Source organism: Rhodococcus sp. B7740 (assembly GCF_000954115.1).
In the GTDB taxonomy this organism is placed as follows: domain Bacteria; phylum Actinomycetota; class Actinomycetes; order Mycobacteriales; family Mycobacteriaceae; genus Rhodococcoides.
Window position 1 is genome coordinate 5,243,472 of record NZ_CP010797.1, and the last position, 17,961, is coordinate 5,261,432.

A 17,961-nucleotide genomic window follows, 5' to 3' on the forward strand; every position below is an offset into this window, starting at 1 on the left:
CACTGCTGGCCGACGCGTCGAGGGAGGAGGACAATCACGAACATGCTTCCCGTTCTCGATCTAGGTTTGGCCGACCACGACCCCCGCGCGTTCCAGTTGTCGCTGCGCGAAGCAGCTCACGGGTCCGGCTTCTTCTATCTCGTCGGACACGGGATCGAGATCGAACGAATGCACGAGGTACTGCGCCTCGCGCGAGAGTTCTTCGCCGTGCCGGACGATGTGAAGGAGGGAATCAGTCAGCTGAAGAGCCCGCATTTCCGCGGCTACTCCCGGGTGGGTGGCGAGCTGACCAACGGCCGGGTGGATTGGCGAGAGCAGATCGACATAGGTCCCGAACGCCCGGCGATCGAGGGAGCCGAAGGCTACTGGAACCTGCAGGGCCCCAACCTGTGGCCGTCGCAGCCGGCCGGGTTCCGAGAGACGTTCGAGCAGTGGGAGCAGTCCGTGTCGGGTCTCGGGCTCCGGTTGCTCCGGCACTGGGCGCAGTCATTGGGTGCGCCCGAGAACGTGTTCGACGACGCTTTTGCCACTGCGCCCGCGACGCTGATGAAAGTCGTGCGTTACCCGGGCACTGCTGATCACTCGCAGGGCGTCGGAGCGCACAAGGACTCCGGGGTGTTGACGTTGCTGCTCGTCGAACCGGACTCGGCCGGTCTGCAAGTGGAGACGACCGCCGATACGTGGATCGACGTACCGCCGCTGGACGGAGCATTCATCGTCAACATCGGCGAGTTGTTGGAGGTTGCGACCGGCGGCTATCTACGTGCGACGCGTCATCGGGTGGTCGCGCCGGGACCCGACACCGACCGGATATCGGTGCCACACTTTCTGAGCCCGGCCCTCGATGCCGTCGTCCCGGTGATCGAACTGCCGCCCGAATTGGCGCGGCAGTCACGAGGAGTCGAGAACGATCCTGCCAACCCCATCTACAGCACCTACGGCGAAAACGCGTGGAAGTCCCGTACGCGAGCACATCCCGACGTAGCACAGTTGCACCACGGCATCGTTCCGGCCGGTCGGCAGTCTGCCTACTGATTCCTACTGTGGCCCTGACGTGATGCGCGAAACTGCGCCCATGCTCCGGTGCACCACAACGCCCATACGATCAGCAGTGGCTGGAACAGCAAACGGATCCCTCGGGCCGTATCTGAGTCGAGGCCGAACGCGTCGGTGTGCGTGACGAACTGCGAAATGTTGCCGGGAAAGACCGCGACGAAGAACGCCGCGACCACCCAACCGATGACCGGTGCGCGAGCGGTCCAGAACAGCAGCGCCAGACCGAGCGCGATCTCGACGACACCCGACGCCAGCACGACGAAGTCGGTACTGATCGGAACCCAGGTCGGCACCTGGGCGGCGAAGGTGCTCCTCGCCCAGAAGAGATGACTGAGTCCGGCGAAGACGAGGAACGCTCCCAGTACTACTCGTCCGATGGTGCGAGAAATCGATTTCGTCATGGCGTCATGAGACACCACGGGCACACTGAGCACTATGACCGGGAGTACACCGACCGACCCAGCACGGCACCGATGGGTACTGCACGTCGACCTCGATCAGTTCATCGCTGCCGTCGAAGTGCTCCGCAACCCGGACCTGGCGGGCAAAGCCGTCGTGGTCGGCGGTAGAGGAGACCCGACCGAGCGTGGGGTGGTGTCGACGGCCTCGTACGAGGCGCGTGCGAAGGGCGTCGGATCCGGAATGCCACTACGCGTCGCCGCGAAGAAGATCCCGGACGCAGTCTTCCTCCCCGTGGACAAGCCGGCGTACGACGAGGCCTCGGCACTGGTGATGGACACTCTGCGGTCGTTGGGATTCGTGGTCGAGGTGATCGGATGGGACGAGGCGTTTCTCGGTGTGGAGACCCACGACCCCGAGGGCGTGGCAAAGACCGTCCACGACGCGGTGTTCGACGCGACGGGGCTGCATTGCTCGGTCGGCATCGGGGACAACAAGTTACGAGCCAAGATCGCCACCGACTTCGACAAGCCTCAGGGCATCTACCGGCTTACGCAGGACAACTGGTTCGAGGTGATGGGCGATCGCGGTACCGATGCGTTGTGGGGGATCGGCAAGAAGATCTCGAAGAGGCTGACCGCCCTCGGCATCTCGACAGTCCGAGAACTGGCCGATGCCGAGGACGCGGACCTCGCCGCAGCGTTCGGACCGAAGATCGGTCCATGGCTCGGTACCAAAGGGCGAGGTATCGACCTCGCACCGGTGACGTCCGAGCCGTGGGTCGCACGGTCGCACAGCCGTGAGGTCACGTTCCAGACCAACGTCGCCGATTGGGCGATCGTCCGAGACGAGGTCGCCGCGTTGACGTCGAAGGTGCTGGCAGACATTGAAGCCGAGAACCGGCCGGCCGTGCGAGCGGCATTGAAGATCCGCTACGCGCCGTTCGAGACCCATACCGTCAGTGCACCGATCATCGGAGCGCCCACCTTCGATCCGGAGATCCTGACCTCGGCCGCGGTGGCGCTCGTCGACCGCCTCGACCATACGAGAGAGGTTCGACTGATCGGCGTCCGGCTGGAAATGACTCCGCCGCAACCTCTCTGACTACTTGCGGCCCGCCGCCCAGCGCAGTCCCCAACCGTACTTCTTGTCGAGGTCGGCTTGGCTGCCCTGGATGTACTCGACTTCGCGGGTGACCGTGATACCGGCAGACGTGTTCTCCAACAATGCGATCGAGCAGATGCGCGCAGAGTTCTCGGCCGAGTCGAGGCGTACCTCGACCTGTGGTCCGCTGGTCGGGTACAGCGTCACCACTCCGTCGACTGCGGCCCAGTTCGGTGCGCCGTCGTAGATCATCGCGAAGATCAGGATGCGGGCGAACTTCTCGGGGTGGGCAAGATTGATGTGCATGTTCTCGCCGCCGCTGACCGAGCCGGAGCGGTCGTCGCCGTCGAGCGCGATGAACGGGGCATCCTGCAGCGAACCGAAGCTGTTGCCGAGCGCTTGGACCACGCCCTTGGAGCCGTCGCGCAGTTCGTAGAGGCACCCGAGGTCGAGATCCACACCGCCGGAGCCGTAGGACGCGGCAGCCAGCTTGGCCAGGAAGCCCTTCTTCTTCGGCTGCGCTGTGGGTGCCCCAGACGACCAGTTGAGGTTCACCCGCATGGAGCCCTGCTTCTCGCCGGACTTGGTGAGGCTGATAGTCGGCGATGCCTTGGACAGCGTGACTTTGCTCAGACTGACGGGTGCTCCGGCTTGCTGCGCGGGGTTCTGCCCCGTAGAGGGCTTGCGGGTGTAGTCGATGGCCATGGTGGAGCCTTCCGGGCGGGGAGGTGCCGGATCGCGATGTCCGGTTTGGGCGGTGTGTCGACAATAACCGCACGCCCGACGAGCTCGGTGCCCGCACCGACCTCGGGTTCCCTCGCGATGGCGATCTACGGGCGCGGCACGTTACGCAGATTCGACTTGGCCATCCGAACGGCCTCGCCGACACCGCCGTTGAGCACGACCTTGCTCATCGCGAGTGCGAATCCCTTGATCTGCTCGCCGGTGATGGTCGGCGGGACCGAGAGCGCAAGCGGATCGGTGATCAGCTGCACCAGCGCCGGACCGTCCACGGCGAATGCGGTCTCGAGTGCGCCGCGGATGTCCTCGGGCTTCTCGACGCGTTGTGCATGGATACCCGCAGCCGCTGCGATGCCGGTGTAGTCGACCTGCGGGACGTCGACCCCGAAGTCGGGCAGACCGTCGACGAGCATCTCGGCTTTGACCATGCCCAGTGTCGAGTTGTCGAACAGCACGATCTTGACCGGCAGCTTGTACATCGCGACGGTCAAGAGTTCGGAGAGCAGCATCGAGAAGCCGCCGTCGCCCGAAATCGACACGACCTGGCGGCCCGGATGCGCGAACTGCGCACCGATGGCGTGCGGCAGGGCATTGGCCATCGACCCGTGCAGCATCGACGCAACGAACGCCCTTCTACCCGTGGGGTTGATGTAGCGCGCGGTCCACACGTTGCACATGCCGGTGTCGGTGGTGAACACGGCGTCGTCGGCGGCGAGGTCGTCGAGTACCGACGCGGCGTACTCGGGGTGGATGGGGACGAGCTTCTCGGCGTTGCGGGTGTACGCACCGACGGTCTTGCCCATCAGGTCGTTGTGCTTGTCCACCCACTTCTCGACATAGCGGCGATCGGCCTTGCGAGTGACCAACGGCTGCAACGCATTCAGGGTCGCCCGAACATCACCGTGAATCGGGTACCGGACCGAGGTCCGACGTCCCAGCTTCGTGGGGTCGATGTCGATCTGCGCGGTCGTGACGTCTTCGGGAAGGAACTGCTGATACGGAAAGTCGGTGCCGAGCAGGATGAGTAGGTCTGCGTCGTGGATCCCGGCGTGCGCAGCTCCGTAGCCCAGCAACCCCGTCATGCCGACGTCGTACGGATTGTCGTACTGGATGAACTCCTTTCCACGCAACGAATGTCCGATGGGAGCGCCGATGGTGTCGGCGAACGCGACCACCTCGTCGTGAGCGCCCTTGACCCCGTAGCCGGCGAAGATTGCCACCTTCTCGGCGTCGTTGATGGCGTCGGCCAGCTTCTGGATGTCCGCCGCGGGTGGTGTGACGACCGGTGTCGAGGGAATGGCGATCGGGTCCATCGTGCCTGCGGCCGACAACTCGGCGATGTCGCCGGGAATCGTCAGAACCGATACCCCGCCGCCGGTGACGGCAGCGTTGATCGCCGCACGGAACACCCGGGGTGCCTGCTCGGCAGTGGAGACGAACTCGTTGTAGAGCGAGCATTCGCCGAAGAGACGGTCGGGGTGCGTCTCCTGGAAGTAGCCCGATCCGATTTCGCTGCTGGGAATGTGCGACGCGATCGCCAGAACCGGTGCGCCCGAACGATGTGCGTCGTACAGGCCGTTGATCAGATGTAGGTTTCCCGGTCCGCACGAACCAGCGCAGACGGCGAGTGTGCCGGTGGTCTGCGCATCGGCCGACGCAGCGAACGCCGCGGCTTCCTCGTGGCGTACGTGAATCCAGTCGATGCCGCCCTTGGCCGATCCTCCGGTGCGACGCACTGCGTCGACCACCGGATTGAGACTGTCGCCGACGATGCCGTAGATGCGTTGTACGCCGGCGTCGACGAGTCCTCGAACGAGCTGATCGGCCACTGTGGTGGGCATTGATTCTCCTCAACTATGCGACGCGATGTTCTCCGATGTTCTTCGGCCGCGTCTCGTCGACGGCTTCCCTGTGCAGAGGGCCTACCAAACATCCTGGGAGCGCACACGGGAGCCGTCAAGCGAAAAGTGCTGGTAGATGCTGTGGCGATCTCCGTCACGTCGGGATATTTCAGGCAACACCCATAGATGACGGCGGTTATCCGCCTACCGACTAGCTTCGGTGAACGCAGCCCGGGCGATGGTGGAGATCTAGCTGCGTACCGCGTTCGAGATTCTGTCGACGACCATCGCAACGGCACTCGGAACCGGCTCGATGACGTCCACGTCGGTGCGCAGCGCCAGCCGCCGAGCCGAATCGCTCAACGGTCCGCCGCCGATGACGACGGCGCTCGCTCCGGCTGCCACTGCTGCATCGACCGCCGTTCCCAGTTCGTCGACGCTCGACGCGAGGTCCTCGGCCAGGACCAACGGCGATGACGCGGTGAGGAACACACCCGCGAAATCGCCGTCGGGCACGGTGGCACGAGTCAGTGCTTCGAGTTGGGCGGCGAGATCGGCTGTGGTGGTGGCGATCGCGAAGCGGCGACCACCACGTGCGGCGTGCAGGATTCCTGCCTCTCCGATCCCGACGACCGGAATGTCGACGAGGGTTCGGAGTTCGGCCGCACCGGGATCACCGAACGCGCCGACGATCACAGCGGCGGGGCCATGGTGCTCGATCGCGTCGAGGGCCGCCGCTACGACTTCCGGTCCGGCAGCCCGCAGCTGTTCGGTGCCGGTGATCATCGCCGGTCCGGTACCCGCGGTGATCCCGATGACGGTGAATTCCGTGTCGTGGAGCCAACGTCGAGCAACGTCGACGAGGAGCTGCGTCGTTGCAGTGTTCGAGTTGGGGTTGACCATGAGAATCTTCACTGCTCAGCCATCTTCCGGCATGGGTTGTCCGAAGGTCTCTTTCGGGAACTGCACGGCAATGCCGCACACGATGAACAGGCCGGCCAGCATCGCGAACATGGCACCCACGCCGGACGAGTCCAGTACGGCTCCGGCAATGAGCGGGAACAGTCCGCCGGAGAGGGAGCCCAGCGCCAGGATCACCGACGTCGCGAGGCCACGGATTCGCGTGGGGTACTGCTCGGGCGCGAACAGCCAGATCGTCGTGTTGAGGATGATGACCGAGAAATTGAACAGGGCACCGAAGACCAGTACGAGGCCGATCGACGTTGCGAAGAAGCCGAATCCGAGCCCGGCGACGATACCGAGAACGGCACCACCGGTCAGTGTCACCTTGCGGGGGAGTTTGCGGGCGATCAGTGCGGCGGTCAGCGCGCCGATCAACGATCCGGATTGCATCACGAGGGTGTACCAGAGCGCACTCGAGATCGACATTCCCCGCTCGGTCAGAATGACGGGAATGAGTGTGAGCATCGAGATCTGCGCTGCGTAGGACATGCAGACGGCAATGCCGAGGGCGAGAGTGCTTCTGCGGTAACGCCGCCCGAACATTTCCGTCCACCGAGCGCGCGGTACGGCGGGATCGTCGACCGAGGTGTCGACGTTCAAGTACTGAACCTCGGACTCGAGCGTGCCGCGAAGCTTGCCTTGCGCCAAGCGGTTGATGACGGTATTGGCCTCGGCCACACGGCCTGTCGCGGCGAGGAAGCGAGGCGTTTCCGGAAGCGAACGGCGGTAGAACACGACCGCGAGTGCGGGCAGTACGAGTAGACCGAACAGCCATCGCCAGCGGTCGTCACCGGTGAAGATTGCGAAGACGATGACCCCGAACAGTGGGGCGAGCATGTTGCCCAGACCTGCAGCTGCGACGTTGATCATGCCGACCGCGGTACCGCGATGCTTGGCGGAGAAGAATTCGGAGAGCATGATCACCGCTACGGCGATCTCACCGCCGAGTCCGAGCCCGACCAGGAATCGAGCGCCCACCAGCACCTCGTAGTTGGGCGCGAACGCGCACAGCAGCGAGCCGAATGCGAAGACGAGAAGGTTTGCACCGAGGAGGGTTCGGCGACCGAAGCGGTCCATCACCGCTCCGGCCAGGATGCGCCCGAGTGCGACGGCGGTGAACGTCGCGGTGTTCAGCAACCCGATCTCGGTTCCGCCGAGTCCCCAGGATTCACGCAGGAGCGGTCCGGTGATACCGACGGCATTCTGTTCGATGGCGTCGAAGAAGACACCGAACAGGACCATGGCGACGATGCCGAAGTGCGCTGTGGTGAGGCCGATCTTCGAGTACGACGCCTCGATCTGTTCGCTGAGGCTGCCGGCCTCCGGTGGCGGGTCGATCGGTGACGGCTTCTCGTTCGTGGTCGGGACGCTCATCCCAGTGCCTCTCGCTCAGTGGTATACCAACAGCGGAGAATTTACGGAGCTATGCGCCGCGACAGGTTTCTCGGCGGTAACACTTGCGTTTCCAGATCCTCTCACCTGCTCCTTTCTGTCGAGGTGATCATTGGGCAAAGTCCGCCGATGGCCCCTGTGGATACGCGGTATACCTGCGGTTCGCTGGTATACAAGCATCATGGCATCCACGGAAGGTCGCGAATCGCTGTCGCGTTCGGTGTTCGACGCGATCAGAACACGCATCCTCGACGGCCGCCTCCGACCTGGTGAAACGCTGAGCGAGCGCAATCTGGGTACCGAGCTGCAGGTGTCGAGGGTGCCGATTCGTGAGGCACTTCCATTGCTCGAAGCAGCCGGGTTGGTGACGCTGTCGCCGAGACGCCCTGCCGTGGTGACGGGAGTGACCAGAAGTTCGGTCGACGAGTTGTACGACATCAGGTCCGCACTCGAGCCGCTCGTTGCTCGCCGGGCAGCGTCCGCTGTGTCGGCGGGAGCGGACTCGTCATCGTTGGTCGACGCCGTGTCCCGTGCAGGTGCCGCTCTCGAGCGGGGCGATCTACTCGAGTTCCATCACGCGAGCTCCGGAGTGCACTCGGGGATCGAGGAATTGTCCGCCAACCGACTGTTCCCGGTCATCATGGAACCTCTGCGGGAGCGCAGTAACCGACTCAACATGGCCAATCTCGAACGAGATCCGTCGCTGCGCCACGGGGAGCATGTCTCCCTCGTCGACGCCATCGCCAAGGGGGACCCGGAGTTGGCGGCCGCGGTTGCGTTCGCACACGTGGAATGGGGCCGAGCGCGAACGTTCGAGACTCTGGCGCAAGTTCCGGGCTACGACCCACAGCACTGAGCCGAGCGAGCCGTACTCATCGCGATGCGGTCAGTCCGGACACCCGTACGGCCCCGGCGGTCCCGAGGATCAGCACGCCGGTTGCGACTGCGAAGGCGATCGAATAGGAGTCGCCGATCGCAGGTGCGACGATCAGCGGGCCGAGAACCTGTCCGACGCCGTAGAACGCGGTCAGTGTTGCCGCAGTACGTCCGATGGGCAGTGTCTGTGCGGTGCTCATCGTCAGCATCGTGATGCCCATGAACGTTCCGCCGAACAGCAGAGCCGAGAACACGGCAGCAACGGTGTTTCCGGTCAGGGCGGGGAGTACCGCTGCGATCGACTGCAACGCGAACGCTGCCACCAGGGCGTTGCGCGTGCTGGTTCGGCGGGCGACTGACTGCCACAACACAGTCGCCGGTACCGCGGCGAATCCGACGACGATCCACACCGCCGGACCCACCGATGTGCTGCCGTGGCCACCGACCGCCGCCACGAGGAACGTACCGACGATGATGTAACCGAGACCTTCGAGGAAGTACGCGAACAGCAACGTCCGCCAGACGGTCCGGGTCTTGTGGTCGATGTCGCCGGGTTCAGCCCGCGCTGCGGGCTCGGGATGCACCCGTAGCGTCCACGCCGGGGCGATGAGGACCGCTGTCAGGAGCGCCGAGCACACCCACAGCGCCTCCCATGACAGGTGCGGTCCGACGAGCAGGGTCAGAATTCCCGACGCCGCGATGCCTGCGCCGACGCCGCCGAACGCGATACCGGGGGAAGCGCCGTCGGCGCGATGCTTCGTGACGGTGCTCGCGCACGCGATGAAAACCGCTGCGCTCGCCAGGCCTGCCAGGAACCTCAGTGCGGAGAACGCGGCGGTGGAATGGGCAGCGGCCATGGCCAACTCGCTGGCGACGAGTATCACTGTCCACAGACGGAACGATGTCGTCGTGTTGATCGACGGGCGCACTGACAACACGATTGCTCCGACGAGGTAGCCGGCGTAGTTCGCGGTCGCGATTACGGCACCGCTGCTCGGCGTGACCTCCGATGCATCGACCATGATCGGCAGCAGCGGCGTGAACACGAATCGTCCGACGCCCATCGCGGCCGCGAGTCCGGCCGCGGCAGCGAACGACAGTCGACGGCCGTTCATGGCGAGCACCCCCTATATCGTTAGCCGGGCCAACGGTACCCGCCGCATTCACGACCCCGGAATCGGACCGGACGGGAACCGATCCGAGCCCACAGGCGTCAAACCCCATGACGCCGAAACACCGGGCGTCGATACGGTGCGACTCGGGGGAGCGTCATGACAGTGAATGTGGATCCAGTGATCCTGCGGCAGTTCTCGAATATGTTGTCGGCGACCGGCGGGGTGATCCGTGAGTTGGATGCTCTTGCACCGTTCCGTGAATCGGAGAATGCGTTGCAGGGTAGCGACTTCCACGCAGCTTGCGCGGCGGCGGCGGCTGCAGCGGCCGGAGCTGTTGCAGCTCTGGCCGGGCGCGCGGAATGCGTCGCAGACATCGCCCGCGGCGTCGCGCAGAACTACGAGATCACCGACGACGAACTCGCCCGCCGGCTCGATGCCATGGACCGGCCGAAATGACCCCGACGGTCCCGCATGTCGCGGGGTGGGAGCCGGAGTCCATGCGCAAGACGATGATCGAACTGTCGGAGATCGTCGAGCGCGTCAACGGCCAGCGCACCGGAGTGCTCGAGGAGCAGGACGCGTTGGCCGAGACCTGGACCGGCGAAGCAGCCGACGCCGCAGCCGAACGCGTGGTTGCCGAGTGCTCCCGGATGGGCTCGGTGTGCAGTGAGATCGATTCGCTCGGAAAGGCATTCGAGAGCGCAGCCGGAATCGTGGAGGCCGCAAAGGCGCACCTGCAGGCGCAGGTGTCGGCAGCGACGGCCAGCGGGTTCGCCGTACGAGCCGACGGTGTGGTGGATCCCGAGGGAATGATCGCGCTGATCCCCGACGGGCTCGGCGAGGAGAAGGCGCGCCAGGCCGACGAACTACGCTCTGCTGCAGCACAATTGACACGAGACATCCAGGGGGCGCTGTCGCAGGCCGAGCGCGCTGCGATCGACGCTGCCCAGCAGTTGGCCGAACCCACCAAGCACTTGACCGAACTCGCGCTCGGCAGCGCGACCGGGAACGTCGTGGAGAATCCGGACGGATCGTTCTCCTGGATGCCGGACTGGCCCAGCACCGTGGCCTCGTCGGTGATCTCGGGTATGAGCGACGTGACGAGAAGGGTGCTCGAATTGCCCGGCGTCGATTCCGTCGACGATGTTGCCAAGAACATCGGACGCGGTCTGGGAGTGTTCGGTTCCGTGGCCGGAGCGATCCCCGGAATCGCCGACAATATCGACGACGGCATGGACCCGACCGAAGCCGTCATCGTCGAGGCCACACCGATTGCCGCGGGAGCAGTTACGACCTGGGCGTTCGGTGTCCTGGGTGGCATGGCGGGTTCCGTCGTTCCGGGACCTGGGACCGTGGTCGGCGCTGCTGCCGGAATCGCACTGGGTGGACTTGTCAGCTATGGAGTAGACACGCTGTTCGAGGCGGCGGGAAAATGAGCGAATGCAGGGACGGTCGGACGCCACAGCGTGAGGACGTGCTGATCAATAGCGTGGTAGGGCAGAAGTATCCACTGTGGGTGAGAACGTGGCGCAGTGTTCACCTGGGGTGGCTCGTAGCTCTCGGCGTTCTGTCTGCCGTCCTTGCGGCGACAATCGTGACTTCCGGGCTGCTGAGAACAATCGACGCGGACACACTCCTCTTCATGTCGTGGCTGACGTTGCTGATGCTCTTGCCGCTCTCCCTCGCAGTATTGTTGTCCGGCATCGGATCTGCCCGGCTTTCACGTTTCGTGCGACCGGTGAACGTCGCCGGAGTCGGCCGAGGCGTGGCAGTGCCGGGGCGGGGAAATGTGTTGTACCGCAGCGGAATACTTGCATTCGCGTTGGTGGCCGGCGTGTCTTACGTCCAATGGAGAGCAGACGAACCCGTAGGTGCTGCGCGTCACCAGCTGAAGATCGTAGTCATGTCGCACTTCGGCGCTCCGATATTGCTGCTGTTCTTCGCCCTCAGTGTGTTGATCGTCAACCGGACCAGAATTTCACTGCATCCCGATGGCATTGTGGAAGAGATCCATCGTCGCCGCGGGTGGAAGGTCACCACAGCCGTCACGGTCGTGCCGTGGGACGGGATCGTCGAGCTGCAACCGCAGACGCATCCGAATCCGGCCCTGTCACATCCGCACTGGTACCCCACTATCCGAGTCGCGTACCGTGCAGCCGACAGCGAATCGGATCAGGAACTGACGCTGATGGTGTGCGAGAAGAAAGTCGAGCCCAACTCGTTGTATGCCCTGTTGCAATGGTGTCGCGACAATCCCTGGGCTCGTGCGCAACTGGGCCACGACGACGCGCGTGAATTGCTGCGTCCACCCGGTCTGCGCGAGCGCATCCGCGCCGACCGAGCCGCGTCGATCTCCGCTGGAAGGAATGCTGTCCAGTGACGGTTGCAGAAAGGACGATACAAACCTTTCTCCAGCAGGAGGGTGTCGAACTGGTGCCGGTGCACCGCGACGAGTGCGACCGGTTCGGGCTCGAGCTCTCGACGCAACCAGACTGGGAGGTCGTTGCCGAGCACCTGTTCCCGCACGCCACCGCGGTGCTGTGCTCGCCGGCCAACACAATCGACGGATTCGTTCCGAACGTGGTGGTCCTGGTCGGCAAGCTCAGTCGATCGGTTCATCCGGAATCGTTGCTGGACTGCGGCTTCGGTGACTCCCGGGCGCTGCCCGGATGGGTCGAGATCGGTCACGACCGAGACCCGTTCCGTGCTCTACCGGCAGTCTCGATCGCAGGTCGCTACGACTGCGACGGCCGGTTGCTCTTCGCCCGGACCCGCTACGTCGTGGTCCACCACATCGTCGATCAGTATCTGATTCAGGTGACGGTCACCGTGCCGGATTCGCTACGGCAGAAACTGTCCTGCGCCGCGGACGAATTGATCGAGGACATGCGTATCGGGCGACGCTAGTGCCTGGGCAGCTGGAGCAACAGTGCCGCCACGTCCTCCGTCGCACCGAGGGCATCGACGATGTGTTCGAGAACGGTGGTATCGGATTCGCCGACCAAGCGAGAGATCTTGGCTCGCAGCGCGGCGTAGTCCATCGGAAAATGGTCGATGTCGCCGACCGGATTAGGGGTGGTCGCGGAGACCGAACTTCCGTCCTCGAATTCGATCGTCACCTCGGCGGCTCGACGCTCGGGCAGTAGAGCATCCAGTTCGGGGGACGACGCGACGTCGACTCGAGCGCTGAACAACTCGGCCGACGCGAAAGTCGCACTACGGGGATCGAGCGATTCGACGTCTATCGCGTCGGACACGAATGCGGCGGACACGACGAACGGCAGCGAGAACATAGCGCCCAGCCTGCTGGAAGGATGTCGGCGAAACAGAGGTTCTGCCAACGAATGCGTGCGCACCCGCACACGTTCGATGTCGTCTGCGAACCATTCGGCATTCGAGCGCAGGCTCTGCACGGCGTCGACGGCGGCGTGCGTGTACGAGCAGCTCGCGTGCTGCTTCGTGTAGCCCTCGAGCGTGAGCCATCGATCGCCGAGGTCTTCGGTCAGTCGGGCGATGTTCAAGGTCCCGACGATCGCACCCAAGGTGTGCTCGATGGCACCCGAGTTGTGCACCACCCCCGATCGGGCCAGCCTGGCCGCGTTCAAGCCTGCCCGCGCTGCACCGCCGATCCACAGGTTGCGGGAGAAGTTTCCGTCGAGGACCACTGCCCACGGTGCCACCTGCACCAGGGCAGACGACGAGTCGATCGCCGCGGCAACCTCGCTGGCTCCGGCACCGTGGATGAATGCCGCCGCCGTGGCTGCACCGGTGGCACCCCAGTGGCCATGGGTGTGCCAGGAGCTGTTGCGGCTCAGTGCCCAGCCGAATCGAGCGGCGACTTCGTATCCCGCCACGATGGCCGTCAGAAAGGTCGAACCCGAAATCGGCGTCGGTGCCAGTCTGGTGGCAGCGATGGCCGCGGGGAGCACGTGCGCAGCAGGATGACCGGCGGCGTACTTGTTGCCCTCGTCCAGTTCGAGGCAACACGATGCGATCGCGTCGAGCTCGGACGCAGTGTCGACCGTAGTGCCTACGCTCCCGCCGATCGGGTGCGTCGATCCAGTTTCTGCAGTCCAGTTCCTTCGCAATTCGACCATCTCGGCGGAGCGGGCACCGGCGAGCGTGACACCCAGCAGATCGAACAGGATCAACCGGGCCCGGTCGTTCAGCGGTGCGGGCAACGGTGCGCCCCTGAGATCGACCATCACGGCAGCCAGGCGGTCTACCGCGGCAATATGTTCCGTTGAGCGAAACGAATTGGAGCCATTCATTCGTGGACTGTAGAAGGTTGCAAATCGGAGAGTCAATGATCGAGACGGGTAGGCGGAGGACTGCTACGCTCATCCTGCCGCCGGTGCACTTCTCGGAAGCCTCCAAGCGTTCCGGCTAGCGAAACGACATCACGCTGGTGTGAGGTGACTGCTCAGCGTCGAACGAGGAGATGAAGCAATGTCCGATCAACTTCTTCGTGCCGTCCAGGGGGGCGTGCACGCAGTCGATCTCGGTAGGCAACTGAGGGTCGGCATGCCGCAGTCACCCAATCATCCGCAGTTCTGGCACACGTTGCCGCGCAGGCACGGTGACATGACCCGAGCGGATGGCGGCAGTGCCGCGAACGACATGATCACCACCGGAACGCATGTGGGTACCCATATCGACGCTCTTGCTCACGTCAGCCAGGACGGGAAACTGCACGGCGGGGCCGACGCAGGTCAGTCCTGCCTCGGTGGGAAATACGTCGAACACGGAGTACACACCATCGAGCCCATGATCCGCCGCGGTGTGCTGCTGGACATTCCGAGGCTCCTCGGTGTCGGCCGCTGCGAGGGTGGATACGAGATCACCGTCGACGATCTCGAATCGGCATGTGCAGCAGAGGGTGTCGAGATCGGGGCCGGCGATGTCGTCTTGATTCGCAGCGGCTGGGGGCAGTTGTTCGCCGAAGGGCTGCCCTACGTCGGCGGACCGTCCGGTGTTCCCGGAGTCGGAGAAGCAGGCGCGCAGTGGCTGGCGGACAGAGGCGTACACGCTGCAGGTGCCGACACGATCGCGTTCGAGCGGCTCGCTCCCGGCAGTGGCCACGGTCTGCTACCTGCGCATCGAGTTCTTCTGGTGGAGAGCGGAATTTACATCATCGAGGCGCTCGACCTCGAAGAGCTCTCGCAGCAGGAACTCTTCGAGTTCACGTTCCTCCTCGTGCCGCTGAACATCTTCGGCGCAACGGGTTCGCCGGTCCGGCCGTTGGCGGTGAGGTCCGCATGACCGAACGCACACTCGCGCAGCACATAGCGCATTTCGCCGCGACCACCCGCTACCACGATCTCCCCGAAGCAGTCGTCGCCTCTGTGGGGATGCGAGTACTGGACACACTCGGAATTGCAGTGGCTGCCACCGACCTCGATACCAGTCGGGCCGCGACCGCGTGGGCACGAGAACAAGGTGGGTCGGCAACGGCGTCCGCCGTCGGACTCGATGTTGCACTCCCGCCTGCCATGGCCGCCTTCGTCAACGGCGTGCTCGCGCACTCGCTCGATTTCGACGACACCCATCTGCCGTCGATCCTGCACCCGAGTGCCAGCGTGGTGCCTGCGGCACTCGCGGCCGCTCAAGAGCACGGAGCCGACGGCCGAGAACTCGTGCGTGGCATCGCGATCGGGCTGGAAGTGTGTGTGCGAATCGGAATGGCGGGGTTCGATCCGGAGACCAAGAATTCGGTGTTCTTCGAGCACGGTCAACACGCCACCTCGATCTGCGGTGCCATGGGCAGCGCCGTGGCTGCAGCCGTCATCGGTGGTGCATCCGAGGAACAGATCGTGGACACGTTGGGTATCGCGGCCTCGATGGCGTCGGGCATCATCGAGGCCAACCGCACCGGCGGAACGGTCAAGCGTATGCACTGCGGATGGGCGGCGCACTCCGCTCTGTCTGCAGCCGGGCTTGCGCGACACGGGATAACGGGACCGCCGACCGTCCTGGAAGGACGGTTCGGCTTCTTCCAGGCCTGGTTGCACGAACCGGGCCGAGCCGAGGAAATCCTGAACGGCCTCGGCTCCGAGTGGGCTGTTCCAGGAATCTTCTTCAAGCCGTACCCGGCCAATCACTTCACCCATGCTGCGATCGACGCGGGAGCAGCCCTTCGCGCGCGTGGAATCGGTCCGGAGCAGATCGAGAAGCTGGAGCTGGGGGTACCTGCGGCGAACCTGCGGACGATCGGTGAACCCATCGACGTCAAGCGCACGCCCGAGACCGGATACATGGCTCAGTTCAGCGGCCCCTACGCGGTTGTGGTCGGGCTGCTGGGCGGGGGAGGACTCGGTGCTGCGCTCGAGGACTACACGGACGAGTTGGCGAAGTCGGCGGATCGGCGTGCGCTGATGGCCAAGGTCGACGTGGTGCCGGATGCCCGGTGTGATGCCGTTTTCCCCCATCAGTTCCCGGCGGTGCTGACCGCAACACTGACCGACGGAACGGTCGTGGTCGAAGAGGTGTTGACCACGCGCGGAGGACCCGAACGGCCGCTGTCGTTCGGTGAGGTCTCGACCAAGTTCACCAGCAATGCCGGGCCGTTCCTCTCCGACGTCGAACTGAAAGAATTGGCCGGTCGATGCGATCGGCTCGGGGACCTGACCGACATCGGAACACTGCTTGCTCCGTTGACCGATCTGAAATCGACCACGCAGCAATAGGACAGTCCTCGGGCACCGTCCACTCGTATGGCGGTGCCCGAGCTGCAGTGCGACCGGCTCAGGCCCGGGCGAGGATTTCCCGCGCGCCCCGTACCACTGCTTCGTCGACGAATCTGCCGTTGTCGTCGACGGTCGGACCACCCTGGGCCACGTCGTACAGTTCCACCAGTCGGCGGGCTGCAGCCACGTCGTCCGTCGACGGCGTGAGTGCGGCATTGATGATCGGAACCTGGCTCGGGTGCAATGCCGTCCGGCCGCGGAAACCCATCTGCACGAAACGCGCTGTGGTGGTGACGAATCCGTCCAGATCGCGGAAGTCGGTCGACGTCGGAGCGATCGGTGCGGCCAATCCCGCTGCAGCGCAGTCGATCACGACGTTCAACCGAATGGCGTCGATCATCGATTCGGTGTGCTCCGATCGTGTGATCCGCAGGTCGGCGAGTAGGTCGACCTCGCCGACCCCGAAGGTTCGAACCCTGTTGCATCGAGCCATCTCCGGCACAGCGCGCAAGGAGTGAGCTGTTTCGATGAGGCCGATCAGCTCGATGTCGGGGAGATTGCGCATGTCGAGGAATCGGTCCGCACGTGTCAGGGACTCGGTCGAACACTTCGCCACCATGATGCCGGTGACTCCGGTTCCGGCGACGGCCTCGAGATCTTGCGTCATGAACTCAGGGGTGACCCGAATCCAGATCTGGGTGTCGGTGGATGACCTCGACGCCAACCACTGTGCGACCTCGTTGCGCGCTCGGTCCTTGTCCGGCAGCGGAACTGCGTCCTCCAGGTCGATGATCACCGCGTCGGTCTGTCCGCGCACCGCCTTGTCGAACAGCTGCGGCTTGTTCGCGGGGACGTAGAGGAACGATCGGGCGGATGTAGGGATCATCGGGCTGCTCGCGCTTCCAGGATGGTGGTGATCGATCGAGCCGCGGCGACGACCTGGCCGGCGTGGACGATGTGCTCGTCGTCCGCTGAGGAGGAGTAGCGAAAGGCCGGACCGGACGAGCTGACCGAACCGAGGACGTGGCCCGCGGCGTCGAAGAAGGGAGCGGCGATCGATGCTGCACCGGTATTGCGCTCGTTCGTCGAGGTCGCGTACCCGTTGGTGCGGATGTCGTCGAGGCGAGCGCGGAAGCGGGTTTCGTCGGCGTCAGGGGTGGTGCTGCGGAGTTCCTGGAAGGCTTCCTCCGCGAATCGGTCGGGGAGGAACGCCAGGATCGCTCGGCTCGACGCTCCCGAGTGCAATGCGTACTGCGGGCCGATTTCGACGACCATCTTCACTTCCTGCGGGCTCTCGTACTGATCGAGATAGACGCGGCGGTGCCCGACGAGTACCGACAGCGTGGCAGTTTCACGTGTGTTCGCACGGAGCGCACGCAATACCGGAGCGGCGATGGACCGCACGTCGAGTTGGCTCCAGGCCTTGGTTCCGAGTCCGATCGCGGCGGGACCGAGGGAATACGTCGACTCGCCCGCGACGGGCTGCACGATCGACCGCGATGCGAGCGATTGCAGAATGCGGTGCACCACAGCCTTGCTCAGCCCAAGCGTTCGAGCGATTTCCGATACGCCGAGTGCGCGATCGGATTGGGCGAATGCGATGAGCACGTCGGCGACACGATCGGCCGACTCGGTGCCGGTCGATGTCTCCAGTACTGGCCTGCTGACCATAAGTGCCACCTTTCGGATGTGCATGCGTTCCGCTGAGCGAACCATACCCGTAACAAGAATTTGACGGAAGAGCCTGTTCTGAGCCCGTGATGCGTGCCATACTCGATTCCAGCGAGA

At 64.4% G+C, this 17,961-nt stretch carries 18 protein-coding genes; 9 read left to right on the top strand and 9 right to left on the bottom strand.

The genetic code is table 11. The features are described from left to right. The first annotated feature begins 42 nt into the window (after nt 1-42). Nucleotides 43-1,035 carry an isopenicillin N synthase family dioxygenase gene (locus tag NY08_RS24545; protein WP_045199308.1) on the top strand — a complete coding sequence of 331 codons (993 nt, stop codon included), beginning with the start codon at nt 43-45 and terminating at the stop codon, nt 1,033-1,035. Here the strand turns inward: NY08_RS24545 and NY08_RS24550 are convergent. Continuing rightward, complete coding sequence (locus NY08_RS24550) at nt 1,029-1,457, bottom strand: DoxX family protein (RefSeq protein WP_045201105.1); 429 nt, start codon at nt 1,455-1,457, stop codon at nt 1,029-1,031. The two genes, NY08_RS24545 and NY08_RS24550, sit on opposite strands and share 7 nt — an antisense overlap. Before the next feature lie 34 nt (nt 1,458-1,491). On the opposite strand from NY08_RS24550, the gene NY08_RS24555 reads away from it, so the two are divergent. Beyond that, nucleotides 1,492-2,559: a DNA polymerase IV gene (locus tag NY08_RS24555; protein ID WP_045199310.1), complete on the top strand. Its 1,068-nt coding sequence runs from the start codon at nt 1,492-1,494 to the stop codon at nt 2,557-2,559. On the opposite strand, the gene NY08_RS24560 is transcribed toward NY08_RS24555, so the two are convergent. From NY08_RS24560 to NY08_RS24575, 4 genes are all read right to left on the bottom strand, one after another. Then, a complete protein-coding gene (locus NY08_RS24560) occupies nt 2,560-3,264 on the bottom strand; it encodes a TerD family protein (RefSeq protein ID WP_045199312.1) in 705 nt (234 codons plus the stop codon). Between the two features lie 125 nt (nt 3,265-3,389). Then, nucleotides 3,390-5,141 carry a pyruvate dehydrogenase gene (locus NY08_RS24565; protein WP_045199314.1) on the bottom strand — a complete coding sequence of 584 codons (1,752 nt, stop codon included), beginning with the start codon at nt 5,139-5,141 and terminating at the stop codon, nt 3,390-3,392. Between the two features lie 249 nt (nt 5,142-5,390). Next, nucleotides 5,391-6,056 (bottom strand): aspartate/glutamate racemase family protein, encoded by a 666-nt coding sequence (locus NY08_RS24570; RefSeq protein ID WP_235387028.1) that lies wholly within the window; start codon nt 6,054-6,056, stop codon nt 5,391-5,393. A gap of 3 nt (nt 6,057-6,059) precedes the next feature. After that, entirely contained in the window at nt 6,060-7,478 is a 1,419-nt protein-coding gene (locus NY08_RS24575) for an MFS transporter (protein ID WP_045199316.1), read from the bottom strand. A 199-nt stretch (nt 7,479-7,677) separates the two neighbouring features. Here NY08_RS24575 and NY08_RS24580 point away from each other — a divergent pair, with 199 nt between their 5' ends. Continuing rightward, on the top strand, nt 7,678-8,352 hold the full coding sequence (locus tag NY08_RS24580; protein WP_045199318.1) for a GntR family transcriptional regulator: 675 nt from the start codon (nt 7,678-7,680) through the stop codon (nt 8,350-8,352). A gap of 16 nt (nt 8,353-8,368) precedes the next feature. On the opposite strand, the gene NY08_RS24585 is transcribed toward NY08_RS24580, so the two are convergent. Continuing rightward, the gene (locus NY08_RS24585; RefSeq protein WP_045201109.1) at nt 8,369-9,487 is read right to left on the bottom strand and encodes a YbfB/YjiJ family MFS transporter; all 1,119 of its coding nucleotides are present in this window, start codon (nt 9,485-9,487) and stop codon (nt 8,369-8,371) included. A 156-nt stretch (nt 9,488-9,643) separates the two neighbouring features. On the opposite strand from NY08_RS24585, the gene NY08_RS24590 reads away from it, so the two are divergent. The 4 genes from NY08_RS24590 (at nt 9,644) to NY08_RS25365 (ending at nt 12,394) form a co-directional block, all read left to right on the top strand. Further along, complete coding sequence (locus NY08_RS24590; RefSeq protein WP_052683933.1) at nt 9,644-9,943, top strand: type VII secretion target; 300 nt, start codon at nt 9,644-9,646, stop codon at nt 9,941-9,943. Then, a complete protein-coding gene (locus NY08_RS24595) occupies nt 9,940-10,923 on the top strand; it encodes a WXG100 family type VII secretion target (protein WP_045199320.1) in 984 nt (327 codons plus the stop codon). Before NY08_RS24590 ends, NY08_RS24595 begins: the two co-directional genes overlap by 4 nt. A 206-nt stretch (nt 10,924-11,129) precedes the next feature. Next, a complete protein-coding gene (locus NY08_RS24600) occupies nt 11,130-11,867 on the top strand; it encodes a hypothetical protein (RefSeq protein ID WP_144407426.1) in 738 nt (245 codons plus the stop codon). Beyond that, nucleotides 11,864-12,394, top strand: coding sequence for an LpqN/LpqT family lipoprotein (locus NY08_RS25365; protein ID WP_052683934.1), 531 nt, complete (start codon nt 11,864-11,866; stop codon nt 12,392-12,394). The genes NY08_RS24600 and NY08_RS25365 overlap by 4 nt, the downstream gene beginning before the upstream one ends. On the opposite strand, the gene NY08_RS24610 is transcribed toward NY08_RS25365, so the two are convergent. Next, a complete protein-coding gene (locus NY08_RS24610) occupies nt 12,391-13,758 on the bottom strand; it encodes an MmgE/PrpD family protein (RefSeq protein WP_082073938.1) in 1,368 nt (455 codons plus the stop codon). The genes NY08_RS25365 and NY08_RS24610 overlap by 4 nt on opposite strands. Before the next feature lie 178 nt (nt 13,759-13,936). Between NY08_RS24610 and NY08_RS24615 the strand changes: the two genes are divergently transcribed. Both NY08_RS24615 and NY08_RS24620 read left to right on the top strand, forming a co-directional pair. Continuing rightward, nucleotides 13,937-14,749, top strand: a complete 813-nt coding sequence (locus NY08_RS24615; protein WP_045199325.1) for a cyclase family protein — start codon at nt 13,937-13,939, stop codon at nt 14,747-14,749. Next, nucleotides 14,746-16,173 carry an MmgE/PrpD family protein gene (locus NY08_RS24620; RefSeq protein ID WP_045199327.1) on the top strand — a complete coding sequence of 476 codons (1,428 nt, stop codon included), beginning with the start codon at nt 14,746-14,748 and terminating at the stop codon, nt 16,171-16,173. Before NY08_RS24615 ends, NY08_RS24620 begins: the two co-directional genes overlap by 4 nt. Nucleotides 16,174-16,231: 58 nt before the next feature. Here the strand turns inward: NY08_RS24620 and NY08_RS24625 are convergent, their stop codons facing one another. Together NY08_RS24625 and NY08_RS24630 are read right to left on the bottom strand one after the other, a co-directional pair. Further along, nucleotides 16,232-17,059: an HpcH/HpaI aldolase/citrate lyase family protein gene (locus tag NY08_RS24625; protein WP_045199330.1), complete on the bottom strand. Its 828-nt coding sequence runs from the start codon at nt 17,057-17,059 to the stop codon at nt 16,232-16,234. Beyond that, entirely contained in the window at nt 17,056-17,844 is a 789-nt protein-coding gene (locus tag NY08_RS24630) for an IclR family transcriptional regulator (protein ID WP_045199332.1), read from the bottom strand. Before NY08_RS24630 ends, NY08_RS24625 begins: the two co-directional genes overlap by 4 nt. Between the last annotated feature and the right edge of the window lie 117 nt (nt 17,845-17,961).